Origin of the sequence: Alloalcanivorax xenomutans (assembly GCF_900217905.1) — a bacterium.
Lineage (GTDB): Bacteria > Pseudomonadota > Gammaproteobacteria > Pseudomonadales > Alcanivoracaceae > Alloalcanivorax > Alloalcanivorax xenomutans.
Genome location: NZ_OBMO01000009.1, coordinates 141,411 through 155,622 on the forward strand (window position 1 = coordinate 141,411; position 14,212 = coordinate 155,622).

Consider the following 14,212-nt stretch of genomic DNA (forward strand, 5'->3'; position numbering starts at 1 on the left):
GCGCGGGGGGCATGGGCATGGCCCGGTCAGGCCGACCGGGCGTGCCGGTGCTCCACCGCCGAGCTCTGAGACGCTTCGTCGCCGAGGTTGTATTCAATGACGCCGAACCAGCCGAGGCCTTGGTAGGTTTCGTAGCCCGGGGTCAGAGCAAAGGCGACCAGCCGCTGTTTATCCGCCAAATAGTAGCCGCTGGACAGATCGTTATTGGCCAGCGGGTAGGCATCCCCCAGCGCGCCTTGGTCACTGGAGTCGGCCAGTATCCGATGGCGGGCATCCAGCAGCATGACCCGGCACCGCTCTCGTTCCTCGTCGCTGAGGCCGACACCCCGCACGACCGCTCTGGCCTGGGGCGTCCAGTCGAAGAAGATGCCCAGCACGCCCACCGGGGAACCGCTCTCATCCCGGATGGCGGTGGCGTATGTGGCCACCGCGGCGTTATCCAGACAGGAATTGCGGGCCACATCGGCGACGGTGAAGTCATCGCTACTGGCGGTGGCCATGGCGTTCCGGAACCAGCCTGTCTGAGCGACATTGTCGCCGGTAACATCGGGATAGCGGTCAGGACGCCCGTTGGCGATGATATTGCCGTTGGCATCGGCGATCCACAGGTCCAGATACACGGTGTAGGAGCGTAGAATCGTGGCCAGCCGGCTGCTGGCATAGTCGCTTAGTTGGCGGTCATCGGGCGAGCGCGCTGCCGCTACCACGGCACTGTCGGTGGCCCACCAGCGCACATCGCAGGAACGCTCGAACAGATTGCGATCGATAATATCGATGGCATTGAGTGACAGGTCGGTCAGACGCTGACCACGGAATTCGGTAAGCATGCGGCCACCGATATCCTCGATTTCGCGGGTATGGGCTTCCACCGCCTGGCGGAAATCGGCGGCGATATGGTTGATCTCCGAAGACACCTGGCCGATTTCCTCCGCCACCACGCCGAAGGCCGCGCCAGCGCTACCGGCTCGCGCTGCTTCGATACGAGCGTTGAGAGCAAGTATGCGGGTGGCGTGCATGATCGATTCGATCGCCCCGACCTTGTCGTGGGTGATCCTGGAAATATCGTAGGCCAGTTGAAGCAATGTGGTGTCTTGCATGGATGCGTCCTCTTATTGCGTGACCTCTCCCGTTCACCGCCCGCTTCGCGCGGGAAGGGACGGAGAGAGAATCGGAACTGGCAATAAGCGGGCCGATTTACTCCCATGCCTTTGTTTTAAAAGAATAAAATTGGACGTGGCGCTAATATCGGCAAGAGCTGAAAAAACTTTAATGGCGACGCTTCCTGCAACCCAATCCGGGGCCTTTCACGCGATGATGCCGTGCCAGTCGCGGAATCCGATGGCGCCAGCAGCGGTGGTTTTACGGGTATCCATGCAGCAGCGGTAGAGGCTGGCCTTGGCCGAGGTCCTGGCAATGCATGCGCGGGCCATCGACGTTGATGAAATGTTGCCGTGCCGCCATCGCTTCGCCACTTGTCAGCAGGTTAAGCAAGATTAAGCCGGTCCGAGGAATGGAGGCGATTACCTGGGAGGTGAAGATCGCCAGGGTTGCGCAAATTAAGGTGATGCGGGGGTCGGAGCCGCGAATTCAGCGGTGGCTACGAAGTCGTTGTAGGAGCTTGCCTGCAAATGCCTTCTTGGGGATCGTCCCCAACTTGCAGGAAAACTCCTACAGCAACATCGTAGCCCCTCCGTGGGAAGCTGTCTGGAAAGCCCCGGGTGCGCCGCGATACTACTCGTCCCAGAGATTCTCCAGGGTGTAGGGACTGCCCGGCTGTGCCCAATTGGCGCCGGATACGTAACGGCGGTGTTTATCCAGGGCGGCGATGCGATCCATATCACCGTCGTCCAGTTCCAGGTCGGCGGCGGCCAGGTTCTGGCGCAGGCGTTCGGGATTCACCGATTTGGGAATCACCGCGGTGCCCCGTTGCGTGGCCCAGCGAATCAACACCTGAGCGGGGCTGGCCTGATGCCGTTCGGCGATCTCCACAATCACCGGATCTTCCAGCAACACCGGTTCATCGGCGGCCTTGAACGCCTCCGGCCGGTCAAAGGAGCCCAATGGCGAATAGGCGGTCAGATGAACACCGTTGGCGTGGCAAAACGCCAGCATGCTGTTCTGTTGCAGGTAGGGGTGCAGTTCAATCTGGTTCATGGCCGGTTTGATCCGCGCCGTTTCCAGCAGCGCTTGCAGCTTCCTTATGCTGAAATTGGACACGCCGATGTGACGGGTCAGGCCCTCATCGACCAGGGTCTCCAGGGCAGCCCAGGTGGCGGCTATCGGGCGCTCTTCCAGCGACAACAGATCTTCTCCGCTATTGGGGAAAACCACACCGGGTTTATGCGCTACCGGCCAGTGGATCAGATACAGGTCCAGATAATCCAACCCCAGGTCGGACAGTGTTTGCCGCAACGCCGGCGCCACGTCTTCCGGAGCATGGGCGCTGTTCCATAATTTCGAGGTGATCCATAATTCCTCACGGCGCACTTCGCCCGCGCTCAGCGCCTCGTTCAATGCCTGGCCCACTTCTTTTTCATTGCCATAAATGTGGGCGCAATCGATATGGCGATAACCGGCACGGATGGCTTCGCGCACCGCCTGATGGACCTCTCCGGGCTGGGACTTCCAGGTACCCAGACCGATAATGGGCAGGGTGTCGCCGTTCTCAAAAGCAAGCGTTTGCATGGAGTGACTCCTTGGCCTGTGTTGTCGTCCCGTTGGTTGGGAGCACGCCCGCCGCTGGCGGGCGGTGAAAGGTAAAAAAGGAAGGTGTTCCAGGTTAGACGAGAGACGTTGTTTTTTGAATGTGGCTTTATGGGGAATCGTTGCCTGATTCTGCTTGATGTTGTGCGGCCAATTATGACGAAAGGAGAGTGACCTTTGACCAGATTTGCGAGGCCTGGGGTGATGGCGGGCCATGGGGTATGGGGCTTGGCGTTGATCATCTTGCTGTCGGTCCTGGCCGGGTGCGCCGGCTTGCCTTCCCTGGAAGGACGTACCGCCAGCGTGGCGCTGTCTCCGGAGTATGCGCGAACTTCCGCCATGGGGAAGATTATCGCGCCGCTGGTGGACGCCCACCCTGGCGACAGCGGCATCCATGCCCTGGTTGATGCGCGGGAGGCCTTTGCCGCTCGCATGCTGCTGGCGGACGCCGCTGAGCACACTCTGGATATCCAGTATTACATCTGGCACGCCGACATCACCGGGACACTGCTGTTCGAGGCGCTGCACCGGGCCGCCGATCGTGGCGTTCGGGTCCGGTTACTGCTGGATGACAATAACACGGTTGGGCTGGATGAGATTTTGTCGGCTCTGGATGCCCATCCCAATATCGAGGTGCGGCTGTTCAACCCCTTTGTTTTGCGTTGGCCACGGGCCCTGGGTTTTATTACGGATTTCTCCAGGGCCAACCGGCGCATGCACAACAAGTCCTTCACGGTGGACAATCAGGTGACGGTGGTGGGCGGGCGCAATGTGGGGGACGAGTACTTCGGTGCCACCGATGGCCCATTGTTCGCGGATCTGGACGTGCTCGCCATCGGGCCGGTGGTGAACGATGTATCCGTTGACTTTGATCGCTACTGGGCCAGCCGTTCCTCCTATCCCGCCGACCTGATTCTGTCGGATAAGCCGGTTCCCGACCTGCAGGCGCTGACGACGTCGGCATCGCGCTTGGAAAGAACCCGCAAAGCCGACGCCTATATACGTGCCTTGAAACAATCCAGGCTGGTGACTCAGTTGCGTAATGGCAACCTGCCGTTCGAATGGGCGGCAACCCGGATGGTCTCGGACGATCCCGCCAAGGGGCTGGGTGAGGCGGCGCCGGAGGGGCTTCTGATGGCACAACTGTCGGAGGTCATTGGCACACCCGCTGCCAGCCTGGAACTGGTTTCACCGTATTTCGTGCCGACCGCCGCCGGGGTAGAGGCGTTTACCGCTCTGGCCGAGAGTGGCGTTGATATCCGGGTGCTCACCAACTCTCTGGAAGCCACGGACGTATCGGCGGTGCACGCCGGGTACGCAAAGAGACGCAAGGATCTGTTGTCCGCCGGTATCCAGTTGTATGAAATGCGGGCCACCGCGGACAGTGTGGAACGCAATAAAAGCGCGGGCCCGTTTGGCAGCTCCGGCTCCAGCCTGCATGCCAAGACCTTCGCCGTGGACCAGGAGCGGGTGTTCGTTGGCTCTTTTAACTTCGATCCGCGCTCCGCCAATCTCAACACCGAGTTGGGATTTGTCATTGAAAGTCCGGTTCTGGCCAAAGCAGTGGCACACGCCTTTGCAACGCGGGTTCCGGAAGGCGCCTACCAGGTAAAACTGGACCAAAGCGGTGATCTGTACTGGGTGGAAGAATTCGCGGAGGGTGAGCGGCTTTATCGCAAGGAGCCCGGGGTAGGGGTGGTCAAACGCTGGGGGGTGTCACTGTTGTCCTGGTTGCCGATCGAGTGGTTGCTATGACGAAAGCAACGTTTATGCCTCGGACCGTGACAACACATAATTGAACAGGCCCCAAAAAAAGAGGGGCCATCGGGCCCCTCTTCGTTCTCCTCTTCCTGTTGCCAATCATCGTAGTCCTCCAGGGCATCCCGCCAGTCCAGGCGCGGGCGCATCGTCTGCCGGCCGGGCTGGTGGGGACCGCCCTTGCGCATCAGCGGATTGCAGGCCGCCGGATTGCGCATCGGTTTACGCATCTTCTTCATATCGTTCTCCTGTCGCGGGTTTCAGCCTTTTACACACAACACTTGTTTCAGCGTGTGCACGATGTCGACCAGGTCGGTTTGATCCGCCATGACCTGATCGATGTCCTTGTAGGCGCCGGGGATCTCATCCAGCACGCCTTTGTCCTTGCGGCATTCCACGCCCCGGGTTTGGGCTTCCAGGTCGGAGCGGTTGAACCGCCGCTTCGCCTCGCTCCGGCTCATGGTGCGACCGGCACCGTGGGAGCAGGAGCAGAACGATTCGGCATTGCCCTTGCCACGAACAATGTAGGAGCGGGTGCCCATGCTGCCCGGAATGATCCCGAGCTGATCCCGGGCAGCGGCAATGGCGCCTTTGCGGGTCAGGAACAGGTCCTGGCCAAAATGCGTCTCCCGCGCCACGTAGTTATGGTGGCAATTAATTGCTTCCTTGCTGACCTGAAACGGCGGCAGCAAAGGGCGCAGCGCTTCCACCACCAGCCGCATCATCTCCCGGCGGTTGGCCAGCGCATAATCCTGTGCCCATTCCACCGCGTGCACGTAGTCATCGAAATGCTCCGCGCCCTCCTGAAAGTAGGCCAGGTCTCGATCCGGCAAATGCAGCTGGTGCCGTTGCGCGTCCTTGCGCGCCAGGCTGATGAAGTAGCGGCCGATTACATTGCCGATGCCCCGGCTGCCGGAGTGCAGCATCACCCACACCGCCTGATTTTCATCCAGGCAGAGTTCGATGAAGTGGTTGCCGCCGCCCAGGGTGCCCAATTGGCGTGCCCAGACATGAGGCTTCTGCATCTTGGCGATGCCCGGGTGCCGGCCGATGATTCGGTCCAGCCCCGCATCGAGCTGATTCACCGCCTTGCGCTGCACGGTGGGCTTGTCGTGATGATTGAAGCCCACCGGTACCGCCTTCTCAACGGCGCCGCGCAGCCGGCGAAGATCATCCGGCAGATCGGCGGCTTTCAATGTCAGGCGTACCGCGTTCATGCCACAGCCGATGTCCACCCCGACGGCGGCGGGAATGATGGCCCCGGCGGTGGGGATCACCGAACCCACGGTGGCGCCGATGCCGGCGTGCACGTCGGGCATGGCGGCCACGTGGTGGTGAATGATCGGCAGCTGCGCGATGTTGATTAATTGGTTCAAGGCTCCGTGTTCGATCTGATCGGTGTAGATCTTGATCGGCACCCGGCCTTTGTTGATCACTTGTTTGACTGGCATGGTGTCCTTCCGGTATTGCTTCGCGGTCCGTGTCCGCTTCCTTGTTGCGTCTTCCACCATGCCATAACGAAAAAACCCTGATGAACAGGGTCCACCAGGGTTTTCGGCAGGCCGCTGGAAGACGTTGTCGCGCCTTCCAGTGGTCTCAGGAAGGCGTTTTAGCGCTGTGAGCTCTTAAGCTGTGATTTCATGGGGCCTCCCTGTTAATGTCGGGTTGATAGCAATGAGGATGCGAATAATACGCCGCCTGGGCGGCGACGCAACCCCCCTTGTCCTTGATTCGTGAAGAGGCCCCAAAAGTGTATCAGCCCCGTGCCTTTCGACAGACAGACGCCACCGCCCTGGACGATCTTATCCGGGACTTTCCGTTCGCTACTCTGGTGATTGAACAAGAGGGGCTGGCCGCCAATCATCTGCCACTGCTGTTGCGGCGACGTGGTGACGGCCGGGCCACACTGGTGGGGCATCTGGCTCGAGCCAATCCTATGTGCGACGAAGGATTCGAACCAGTATCGGCTCTGGCTATCTTTCATGGCCCACAAGGCTATATCTCTCCCAATTGGTACCCCAGCAAGGCCCGGGATGGCCGGGCAGCGCCAACATGGAATTACGCGGTGGTGCATGTGCGCGGCACACTCACACTGGAGCACGATCCGCGCTGGCTGAGGGCCCTGTTGAATCAGCTGACCGATCATATGGAATCGGGATTCGACCCCCCCCTGGCGATTGCAGGATGCACCGGAGGATTATTTGGCGCGGATGATTGCGGCCACTGTCGGTGTGCGTCTGGAGGTACGGGAGATCGAAGGCAAATGGAAGCTCAGTCAGAACCAGCCGGAGGAGAACCAGAAAGGCGTGATCTCCGGGCTCGGGCGGGACCGCCAGCCGGAGCTGGCGGCCTGGGTGGAGAAGGTCACGGCTGGCGGCTGAGCCGCTTCTCTGGACGGTCGATCAATGCACCAGCTACCGCCAGATCAATTGCAATCCCATTGTCAGCATCACCACCCAGGTGATGACGATGCCGCTCTGGCGGCCCAGGTTGACGGTGGAAGGGCGCGCCAGGCCCCAGGCGTGAAGCAGACGTCCGATGAATAGGCCGGATCCATAGAGGTGAAGGAGTGTGGCGCTGGTGCCCAGATTCTCCAGAACAGCCAGGCCAATCAGAACAATGGGAACATACTCAGTGGCATTGCCATGGGCGCGAACCGCCTTCTGGAGTGACGGGTTGCCGCCATCACCAAGTGAGACGTGGCCGCTTAGCCGGTTGCGAACCACGTTCGCGGCCAGGGCCAGTAGTAACAATATAAACAGCCCGCTGTAGAGAGCGGTGATGGTGAGACTCATGGATTCACTCCGATTGGGTTCCGTTGGCGGATGATAGAACGATGGTCATTGAAACCGTCAGTTATTTCGGGCCTATAGTGGGCCTCAGCCGCCCGCTGCTCTGGAAGCCATGAAGGGGATGGGTTGGGTCAAGCGATGTGACATACTATAAGGTTTGTCCGCGATTGAATTTTGCCGCGCCGAGTATCTCGGTATAAGCTGAGTAGATAAATTTGAATGCTGTTCCGCTATGCGGAATGCATAAGCCATTTTATTACAACAACAGTGAATCGGGAGAGCACACTGATGGGTGTTTTGAAGTCGACCTCCATTCTTTTTTCCGCCCTTGTTACAGGCTCTTTGATGGTTTCAGGCAGCGCTTTGGCCGCCGAGGACGTCAAATTGCCCAAAACTGTCGCCATGACCGCTTACGGCACGGGATCCGGCGGTTACACACAGATGGTGTCGATCGGTAATCTGCTGAAGAACGAGTATGGAGTTTCTGTCCGTATTCTGCCTGGTGAAAATGATGTATCGCGGATGACACCGTTACGTACCGGCCGGGTGCCGATGTGCGCCTGCGGTATTGCCAGTTACTACGGTTCGGAAGGGGTGCTGATGTTCGCCAGCAAGGAATGGGGGCCCCAGCCGATCCGTGTGATCGCGACTTCCACCGCCAGCTTCGGTCTGGGCCTGGCGGTGGCAGGTGATCTTGATGTAAAGACTCCGGCGGACCTGAAAGGCCGGAAGGTGTCATATATCCGTGGCGATGACGCAAATAATCTTGGTACCGAGGCCTATCTGGCATTTGGTGGTCTTACCTGGGATGACGTTGAGAAAGTGGAGTTCCCCGGCTATGCCCGCACCTTTGACGGGGTTGTTGCCGGGCAAAGTGATACCGCCTTCACCATGACGGTGACTCCGGTGGCGCAGCAGTTGGCTGCCAGTCCTCGCGGTATCAACTGGCCGACTCTGGACCCGAATGATAAGGAGGGCTGGGACCGCCTTAAGGCGGTTGCGCCGTATTTCCAGTCCCACAAGGTGACGTCCGCTGCGGGGCTTGGAGAAGGCGAGATGTGGCAGGGTGCCACCTACCCCTATCCGATTCTGGTCAGCAATGCGGATGAAAAATCCGGTTTGGCCGGTTCCTTGGTCAAGGTACTGATTGAAGACTACGACAAGTTCAAGGACGCGGCGCCGGGCAACGCCGGTTACGCCTTGGAAAACCAGAACATGCAGTGGGTGATTCCGTTTCACGACGAGGTGGTGGCTTACTACAAGGAGATCGGTCACTGGACCGACGAGATGCAGGCGCATCAGGATCGATTGGTGGAGCGTCAGGGGATCCTGCAAAAGACCTGGAAGGCTTATACCGAAGGCAATCCCCCGGAAGATGACGAGGCATTCCGCAAAGGATGGATGGAAGCCCGGGCCAAGGCATTGGAAGCAGCAGGTATGAACCCGGTATTCCGTTAACCGACGCATAGGTAGTAAACGGTGAAATTCGAAGCGGAAACCGAACCCTCAAAGGGCCAGGTATCCGGTGTGCGGGACTTGCCGGGGCTGTGGCCCTGGCTGCCGCGGCTGGTCACCCTGGTTCTGACTCTTCTGACCCTGGATTACGTGCTTAATCTCGGGTTTTTCAAATTGGTCACCGCGCTGGAGAGCCAGTTTCTCTACACCGTGGTGGCGTTGATGTTACCTCTGGTCTTTATCCTTTGGCCGATCAAAACCGGCATCGCCTCCAAGCGTGTCCCCTGGTATGACGTGCTGCTGTTTTTGCTGGCGTTGGCGGTCTGTGGATACTTCGTCTACAACGCGGAGCGGATTCTCGACAACGGCTGGGAATACGCGGCACCGCAAACCGCCATGGTGATGAGTTTCCTGCTCTGGGCGATTGTGGTGGAGGCGGTGCGGCGCGCCGGTGGCTGGCCGCTGGCCTTGATATGTGGTCTCGCCAGTGTCTACCCGATAGTGGCGGACAAGATGCCGGGCCCGATTCAGGGCTTTCCATCGTCACCGGATCAGACCGCGATCTACCACGCCATGAGCCGGGAAAGCATGTTGGGGATTCCCTTGCAGGCGTTCGCCAACCTGGTGATCGGCTTCTTGCTGTTCGGTGTCGCGTTGCAAAAGACCGGTGGCGGCAAGTTCTTCATTAATCTGGCTTTCGCTCTGCTTGGCCATGTTCGTGGTGGTCCGGCCAAGGTGTCGATTTTTTCCAGTGGTCTGATGGGATCGATGAGCGGCAGTGTGATCACCAATGTGCTCACCACCGGCGTGCTGACCATCCCGGCCATGCGCCGGGTTGGCATTGGCCGCTCCTATGCGGCGGGCGTTGAGGCGTGCGCATCGACTGGTGGGGTGTTGATGCCTCCGGTGATGGGGGCCACGGCGTTCGTGATGGCCAGCTTCCTGAATATTCCCTATGCCACCATCGCGCTGGCGGCGGTGGTGCCGTCGCTGCTGTTTTATCTGGGCCTGTTCGTGCAGATCGACGCTTACGCCGCGAAATATCAGTTGAAGGGATTGCCCCAGGAAGAGCTGCCGTCTTTGCGCCAGACCTTGAAGGAAGGATGGTATTTCATCTTTGTCTTCGTACTGCTGATTTGGATGCTGTTCTACTTGCGCCGTGAGGCTGTCGCACCGTTCTATGCCACCGCGCTGTTGCTGGTCATCAACCAGATCCTGCCGTATCACCGCTGGGGCTGGGCCGAGTGCAAGGACTTCTTTTCCAGCGCCGGCAAGTTGTTCGCCGAACTGATCACGATCCTGGCCGGGGTCGGGCTGTTGGTGGGCGCGTTGTCGGTAACCGGCCTGTCCGGCACCATCGCCAACGATCTGATCTACATCGCCGGCGGTAATCCGCTGGTATTGTTGATCATGGGGGCGGTTACCAGCTTTATTCTCGGTATCGGCATGACGGTGACCGCCGCATATATCTTCCTGGCGGTGGCATTGGCCCCGGCTCTGGTGCAGGGCGGTGGTATGAACCCACTGGCGGTGCACCTGTTCATTCTCTATTGGGGCATGCTCAGTTTCATCACGCCACCGGTGGCTTTGGGCGCTTTCGCCGCCGCCACCGTGGCCGGTGCGAGGCCGATGGAAACCGGCTTGAAGGCGATGCGGCTGGGTAGCGTGATTTACTTCATCCCGTTCCTGTTCGTGCTCAATCCGGCGCTGATTCTGCAGGGCCAGTGGCAGGATATCGTGATTGTGCTATGCCAGGCGTTGGTGGGTGTGGTGCTGATCGCCGGTGCCATGCAGGGCTATCTGATCGGCATTGGAGACCTGACCGTGCACCGGGCGTTGCAATGGCCGATCCGGGTGATGCTGGTCATCGGTGGTCTGGCCTTCGCTATCCCTGGCGGGGGCGCCATGCCGCTGGATCATGGTGAATTATTCATGCTCAGTCTCGCCCTCACTCTGCCGGCGCTGATTGTCGCCTGGCTTCTGGTCCGCAACGTACAGCGGGCACGCCCTCACGGGGCTTAAGCGGTGCCCCTCACCGGGCCTTCCGGCCCGGTGATTCCTCCTCTGTTCTCATTCTGTCGCCATCAGTGACCCGCTGAAAGCCGGCGTTTCGCCGATGTGCATTTTATTTCTTTTCTCGTTTCGTGGTTTCGGACTAATGGGTCACGAAGCTTGACGCCGTGCCGTTGTTTTTCTTAAATAGAAAAGACTTTCGGAGAAAGAAAAATGGCGAACAGCTACCAACTACAAACACTGGCCCGGGCCCTGGATGTTCTGGAGCTGCTGGAGCGGACTTCCAATCCGATGTCTCTGACGGAGATCGCCGAGGTCCTGGGGGAAGCGACCGCCATTGTTTATCGAATCCTGCACACCCTTGAGAACAGGGGCTATCTCTACCGCCGACCGGAGGATAAGCGATACAGCTACACCGGACGTTCCACCGGAGCAGGGGCGGTGTCCCGGGCGGTGGATTTGCTGCTGGCGGCAGCCGAAAACGTGCCCGGAGGGGCGCCGGCGGAGCAGCTGGCGCGGCGGGTGGGGCTGGATCCGAGAGTGACCGAAGAGATTTTGATTCCGCTGAGAGAAAAAGGTTGGATCCGCCAGGAAGACGGCAGCGATCAATGGCATCTGTCCCATACGGTGATGGCGTTGAGCCGGCCTTTTCTGAATAGCGACGATGTGTTGTCACGCGTCCGTCCGCTGATGGAGCGGCTCCATGTCGACACCAGGGAAACCGTGTCCCTGTTCCATCGCGCCGGTGACAGCCAGGTTGTCACCTCCGTGCTGCCCAGCCCCCATCCGGTCCGCTATGCGCTGGATATAGGGACCACCGTTCCGCTTTATCTCGGTGCCGCGGGTAAGGCGATGATGGCATTTCTGCCGGAATCCGAAGCGGAAGCGCTGATCAGGAACCACCGGATCACCGCGTTGACCCGCTATATCCCCAGGACCGGTGCTTTACGGAAAGAACTCAAGTCCATTCACCGTAGGGGCTATGCCATTTCCAACGGTGAACGGGTGGAAGGCGCCAGCGCGGTGGCCGTGCCAGTACTGCGCGAAGACGGTTATCCAATCGCTGTGCTGGGTCTGATGATGCCCAGCTTCCGCACTTCCGACGGTGAGTTGCATGGTCTCGGCGAGAAGCTGGTGAAGGAGCTAAATCTGTTGCGGGTTGCCACGGCCCAACGGCAAAGCGCGCCCTCCGCCTCGCTGGAGGCAGAAAGGGCATCCAGCAGACGCGATGAAAATAGTGTGAACAGGCCCTAGACCAAAAGTGAATGGCCGGGCGACCGGCATAAGGAGAACAAGATGATTCGTGATCCGGAGAGCTTCCAGATCTTCCTGAATGAAATCCGTCGCTGGGTGAAGGAAGTGGCCATGCCGGCCGAGGCTCGCGTGGAAGCCGAGGACCAGATTCCAGAGGAACTGGTCGAGCAGATGCGCGATCTGGGTTTTTTTGGCTGGAGCATTCCCGAACAGTTTGGTGGCGCGGGCCTGACTGCCGAGGAGCTGGTGCTGGCGGCGATGGAGTTATCCCAATGCGCCACCGCTTTCCGTGCCCGGGTCGGGACCAACACAGGAATCGGCTCGGAGGCGCTGGTAGCCGACGGCACGGAAGAGCAAAAGGCCCGTTATCTGCCATCGCTGGCGAGCGGTGAGGTAACCGGCTGTTTCGCGCTGACCGAACCGGAAGCCGGGTCCCAGGCCACGGCCTTGCGCACTCGCGCGGTGCGGGACGGTGACGAGTACATCCTTAATGGTTCCAAGTGTTTTATTACCAATGCTCCCATTGCCGGGTTGTTCACGGTGATGGCGCGAACCGATCCAGAAGATCTGTCCGCCAAAGGCATCAGCGCTTTTATTGTCGAGGGAGACACGCCGGGCCTGAGTGTGGGTAATCCGTACAAAAAAATGGGCCAGGCCGGATCACCGGTATCGGAAGTGTATTTCCAGGATTGCCGGGTGCCCGCGGCCAATCTGATCGGCGGGGTGGAAGGCAAGGGGTTCGTCACCGCCATGAAGGTGCTGAACAAACAACGTCTGCATCTGAGTGCCTTGTGTACCGGGCCGGCCATGCGTATGCGTGACGAGGCTCTGGCCCATGCACTGAAGCGTCGCCAATTCGGTCAGCCGATCGCGGATTTTCAATTGGTGCAGGCAATGATCGCCGACATCCAGACGGAGATCCACGCGGCCCGCGCTTTGATTCTGGAGACCGCCCGTAAGCGGGATCAGGGAGAAGATATAAAGCTGGAAGCGTCCATGTGTAAATACTTCGCGTCGGAGATGTGTGGTCGGGTGGCGGACAAGGCGGTACAGATTTTCGGCGGTGCCGGTTACGTGGCCGACTACAGCTGCATCGAAAGGCTCTACCGGGATGCTCGTCTGTTCCGCCTGTATGAAGGCACCAGCCAGATCCATCAACTGAATATCGCCAAGCTGACCCTGCGCGCGGCTTGCTGAAACCTTTGACATTCACTAACCCGGAAGGAAAGACGACATGCTTACAACAATCACGCGTCGAATCCTGAAACTGATCGTCCCCGCCCTGATTATGGCGGTGGCATCGTTGTCTCAGGCGGCCGACTATCCAGAGCGTCCCCTCACCGCCATGGTGCCGTTTCCCGCTGGTGGTAGCACCGACCTGATGGCCCGCGCCATCGCCAGGGAACTGACCGATTCTCTTGGCACCAATGTGGTGGTGGACAATCGCGCCGGCGGAGCCGGCACGGTAGGGATGGCCGCCCTGGCTCGTGCGCGCAATGATGGCTATACCATCGGCGTGGTCCCGGCCGCTCCGCTGGTGAATCAGCCGCATATGCGGCGCACGCCTTATAACCTCGATTCTTTTGACTATATTTGCCAGTTCTTTCTGAGCCCGCAGGCGCTGGCGGTAAAGCCGCAATCGCCATTCTCCAGCCTTGATGAGATGGTGGCTTACGCCAAGGCGCATCCCGGAGAGCTTACCTATGGCAGCCCCGGTCCGGGGTCTCTGCCAAATCTGTCCATGGAGCAGTTCCTGGAGAAGGCCGGGGTAAAAGTCACTCATGTCCCGTTCGCCGGCGACGGCCCCGGTGTCACCGCTTTGATGGGCGGGCACGTGGACATGTACATGACCATGTCCAATGTGATCGCCGATCGGGAACTGAAGGCCATTGGCATTTTCAGTGAGGCGCCCTTGGACACTCTGCCCGGCGTGGAAACGGCGATAAGTCAGGGCTACGACTTGACCGCGTCCTGGTGGGGTGGGGTGATCGCACCCACGGGCATCCCCGACGAGGCCCGAAATACGCTGGAAAAAGCCTGCCAAAAAGCCACGGAGTCCGAGCGCCTTGATCAGGTCCTGGGGCGACTGGGGACCCAGGCTGCCTATCTGGGCTCAGGTGACTTTCTCAAGCAAGTAAACCGCATCTCGGAAACCAACGGACGGTTGATCGATAAGGTGCTCAAGAAACAACAGTAATCCGATGGCTCCGGCAATCGGGGCCAAACCGCGCTTATCT

Annotated in this window: 11 protein-coding genes and 1 pseudogene; 8 read left to right on the plus strand and 4 right to left on the minus strand. The window is 59.6% G+C overall.

Features of this window, described 5'->3' with window-relative positions:
- Positions 1-26 precede the first annotated feature (26 nt).
- Complete coding sequence (locus CRO06_RS09025) at positions 27-1,097, minus strand: cache domain-containing protein (RefSeq protein ID WP_097058279.1); 1,071 nt, start codon at positions 1,095-1,097, stop codon at positions 27-29.
- Between the two features lie 634 nt (positions 1,098-1,731).
- On the minus strand, positions 1,732-2,685 hold the full coding sequence (locus CRO06_RS09030) for an aldo/keto reductase (protein ID WP_097058280.1): 954 nt from the start codon (positions 2,683-2,685) through the stop codon (positions 1,732-1,734).
- Between the two features lie 246 nt (positions 2,686-2,931).
- Here CRO06_RS09030 and CRO06_RS09035 point away from each other — a divergent pair, with 246 nt between their 5' ends.
- Complete coding sequence (locus CRO06_RS09035; RefSeq protein WP_244902803.1) at positions 2,932-4,458, plus strand: phospholipase D family protein; 1,527 nt, start codon at positions 2,932-2,934, stop codon at positions 4,456-4,458.
- A gap of 263 nt (positions 4,459-4,721) precedes the next feature.
- On the opposite strand, the gene CRO06_RS09040 is transcribed toward CRO06_RS09035, so the two are convergent.
- On the minus strand, positions 4,722-5,912 hold the full coding sequence (locus tag CRO06_RS09040) for an RtcB family protein (RefSeq protein ID WP_022996946.1): 1,191 nt from the start codon (positions 5,910-5,912) through the stop codon (positions 4,722-4,724).
- A 299-nt stretch (positions 5,913-6,211) separates the two neighbouring features.
- Between CRO06_RS09040 and CRO06_RS20395 the strand changes: the two are divergent.
- Positions 6,212-6,571, plus strand: a pseudogene (locus tag CRO06_RS20395) (FMN-binding negative transcriptional regulator); the annotation flags it as partial.
- A gap of 100 nt (positions 6,572-6,671) precedes the next feature.
- Positions 6,672-6,842: a hypothetical protein gene (locus tag CRO06_RS20200; protein WP_244902804.1), complete on the plus strand. Its 171-nt coding sequence runs from the start codon at positions 6,672-6,674 to the stop codon at positions 6,840-6,842.
- 33 nt (positions 6,843-6,875) lie between these two features.
- On the opposite strand, the gene CRO06_RS09050 is transcribed toward CRO06_RS20200, so the two are convergent.
- Positions 6,876-7,256, minus strand: a complete 381-nt coding sequence (locus CRO06_RS09050) for an MAPEG family protein (protein WP_097058282.1) — start codon at positions 7,254-7,256, stop codon at positions 6,876-6,878.
- Positions 7,257-7,541: 285 nt separating this feature from the next.
- Here CRO06_RS09050 and CRO06_RS09055 point away from each other — a divergent pair, with 285 nt between their 5' ends.
- The 5 genes from CRO06_RS09055 to CRO06_RS09075 all read left to right on the plus strand — a co-directional run bounded on the left by CRO06_RS09055 (position 7,542) and on the right by CRO06_RS09075 (position 14,172).
- Complete coding sequence (locus tag CRO06_RS09055) at positions 7,542-8,711, plus strand: TAXI family TRAP transporter solute-binding subunit (protein WP_097058283.1); 1,170 nt, start codon at positions 7,542-7,544, stop codon at positions 8,709-8,711.
- Between the two features lie 21 nt (positions 8,712-8,732).
- Entirely contained in the window at positions 8,733-10,730 is a 1,998-nt protein-coding gene (locus CRO06_RS09060; protein WP_097058284.1) for a TRAP transporter permease, read from the plus strand.
- 204 nt (positions 10,731-10,934) lie between these two features.
- Positions 10,935-11,975 (plus strand): IclR family transcriptional regulator, encoded by a 1,041-nt coding sequence (locus CRO06_RS09065; protein ID WP_244902805.1) that lies wholly within the window; start codon positions 10,935-10,937, stop codon positions 11,973-11,975.
- 42 nt (positions 11,976-12,017) lie between these two features.
- Positions 12,018-13,172: an acyl-CoA dehydrogenase family protein gene (locus CRO06_RS09070; RefSeq protein ID WP_022996940.1), complete on the plus strand. Its 1,155-nt coding sequence runs from the start codon at positions 12,018-12,020 to the stop codon at positions 13,170-13,172.
- A gap of 37 nt (positions 13,173-13,209) precedes the next feature.
- Positions 13,210-14,172: a Bug family tripartite tricarboxylate transporter substrate binding protein gene (locus CRO06_RS09075; RefSeq protein WP_097058285.1), complete on the plus strand. Its 963-nt coding sequence runs from the start codon at positions 13,210-13,212 to the stop codon at positions 14,170-14,172.
- The last annotated feature ends 40 nt before the right edge of the window (positions 14,173-14,212 follow it).

What these genes read in the sequence shown, in the direction of transcription:
- CRO06_RS09025 (WP_097058279.1), bottom strand. Translation starts at nt 1,097, where the DNA reads ATGCAAGACACCACATTGCTTCAACTGGCCTACGATATTTCCAGGATC.
- CRO06_RS09030 (WP_097058280.1), bottom strand. Translation starts at nt 2,685, where the DNA reads ATGCAAACGCTTGCTTTTGAGAACGGCGACACCCTGCCCATTATCGGT.
- CRO06_RS09040 (WP_022996946.1), bottom strand. Translation starts at nt 5,912, where the DNA reads ATGCCAGTCAAACAAGTGATCAACAAAGGCCGGGTGCCGATCAAGATC.
- CRO06_RS20200 (WP_244902804.1), top strand. Translation starts at nt 6,672, where the DNA reads ATGATTGCGGCCACTGTCGGTGTGCGTCTGGAGGTACGGGAGATCGAA.
- CRO06_RS09050 (WP_097058282.1), bottom strand. Translation starts at nt 7,256, where the DNA reads ATGAGTCTCACCATCACCGCTCTCTACAGCGGGCTGTTTATATTGTTA.
- CRO06_RS09055 (WP_097058283.1), top strand. Translation starts at nt 7,542, where the DNA reads ATGGGTGTTTTGAAGTCGACCTCCATTCTTTTTTCCGCCCTTGTTACA.
- CRO06_RS09065 (WP_244902805.1), top strand. Translation starts at nt 10,935, where the DNA reads ATGGCGAACAGCTACCAACTACAAACACTGGCCCGGGCCCTGGATGTT.
- CRO06_RS09070 (WP_022996940.1), top strand. Translation starts at nt 12,018, where the DNA reads ATGATTCGTGATCCGGAGAGCTTCCAGATCTTCCTGAATGAAATCCGT.
- CRO06_RS09075 (WP_097058285.1), top strand. Translation starts at nt 13,210, where the DNA reads ATGCTTACAACAATCACGCGTCGAATCCTGAAACTGATCGTCCCCGCC.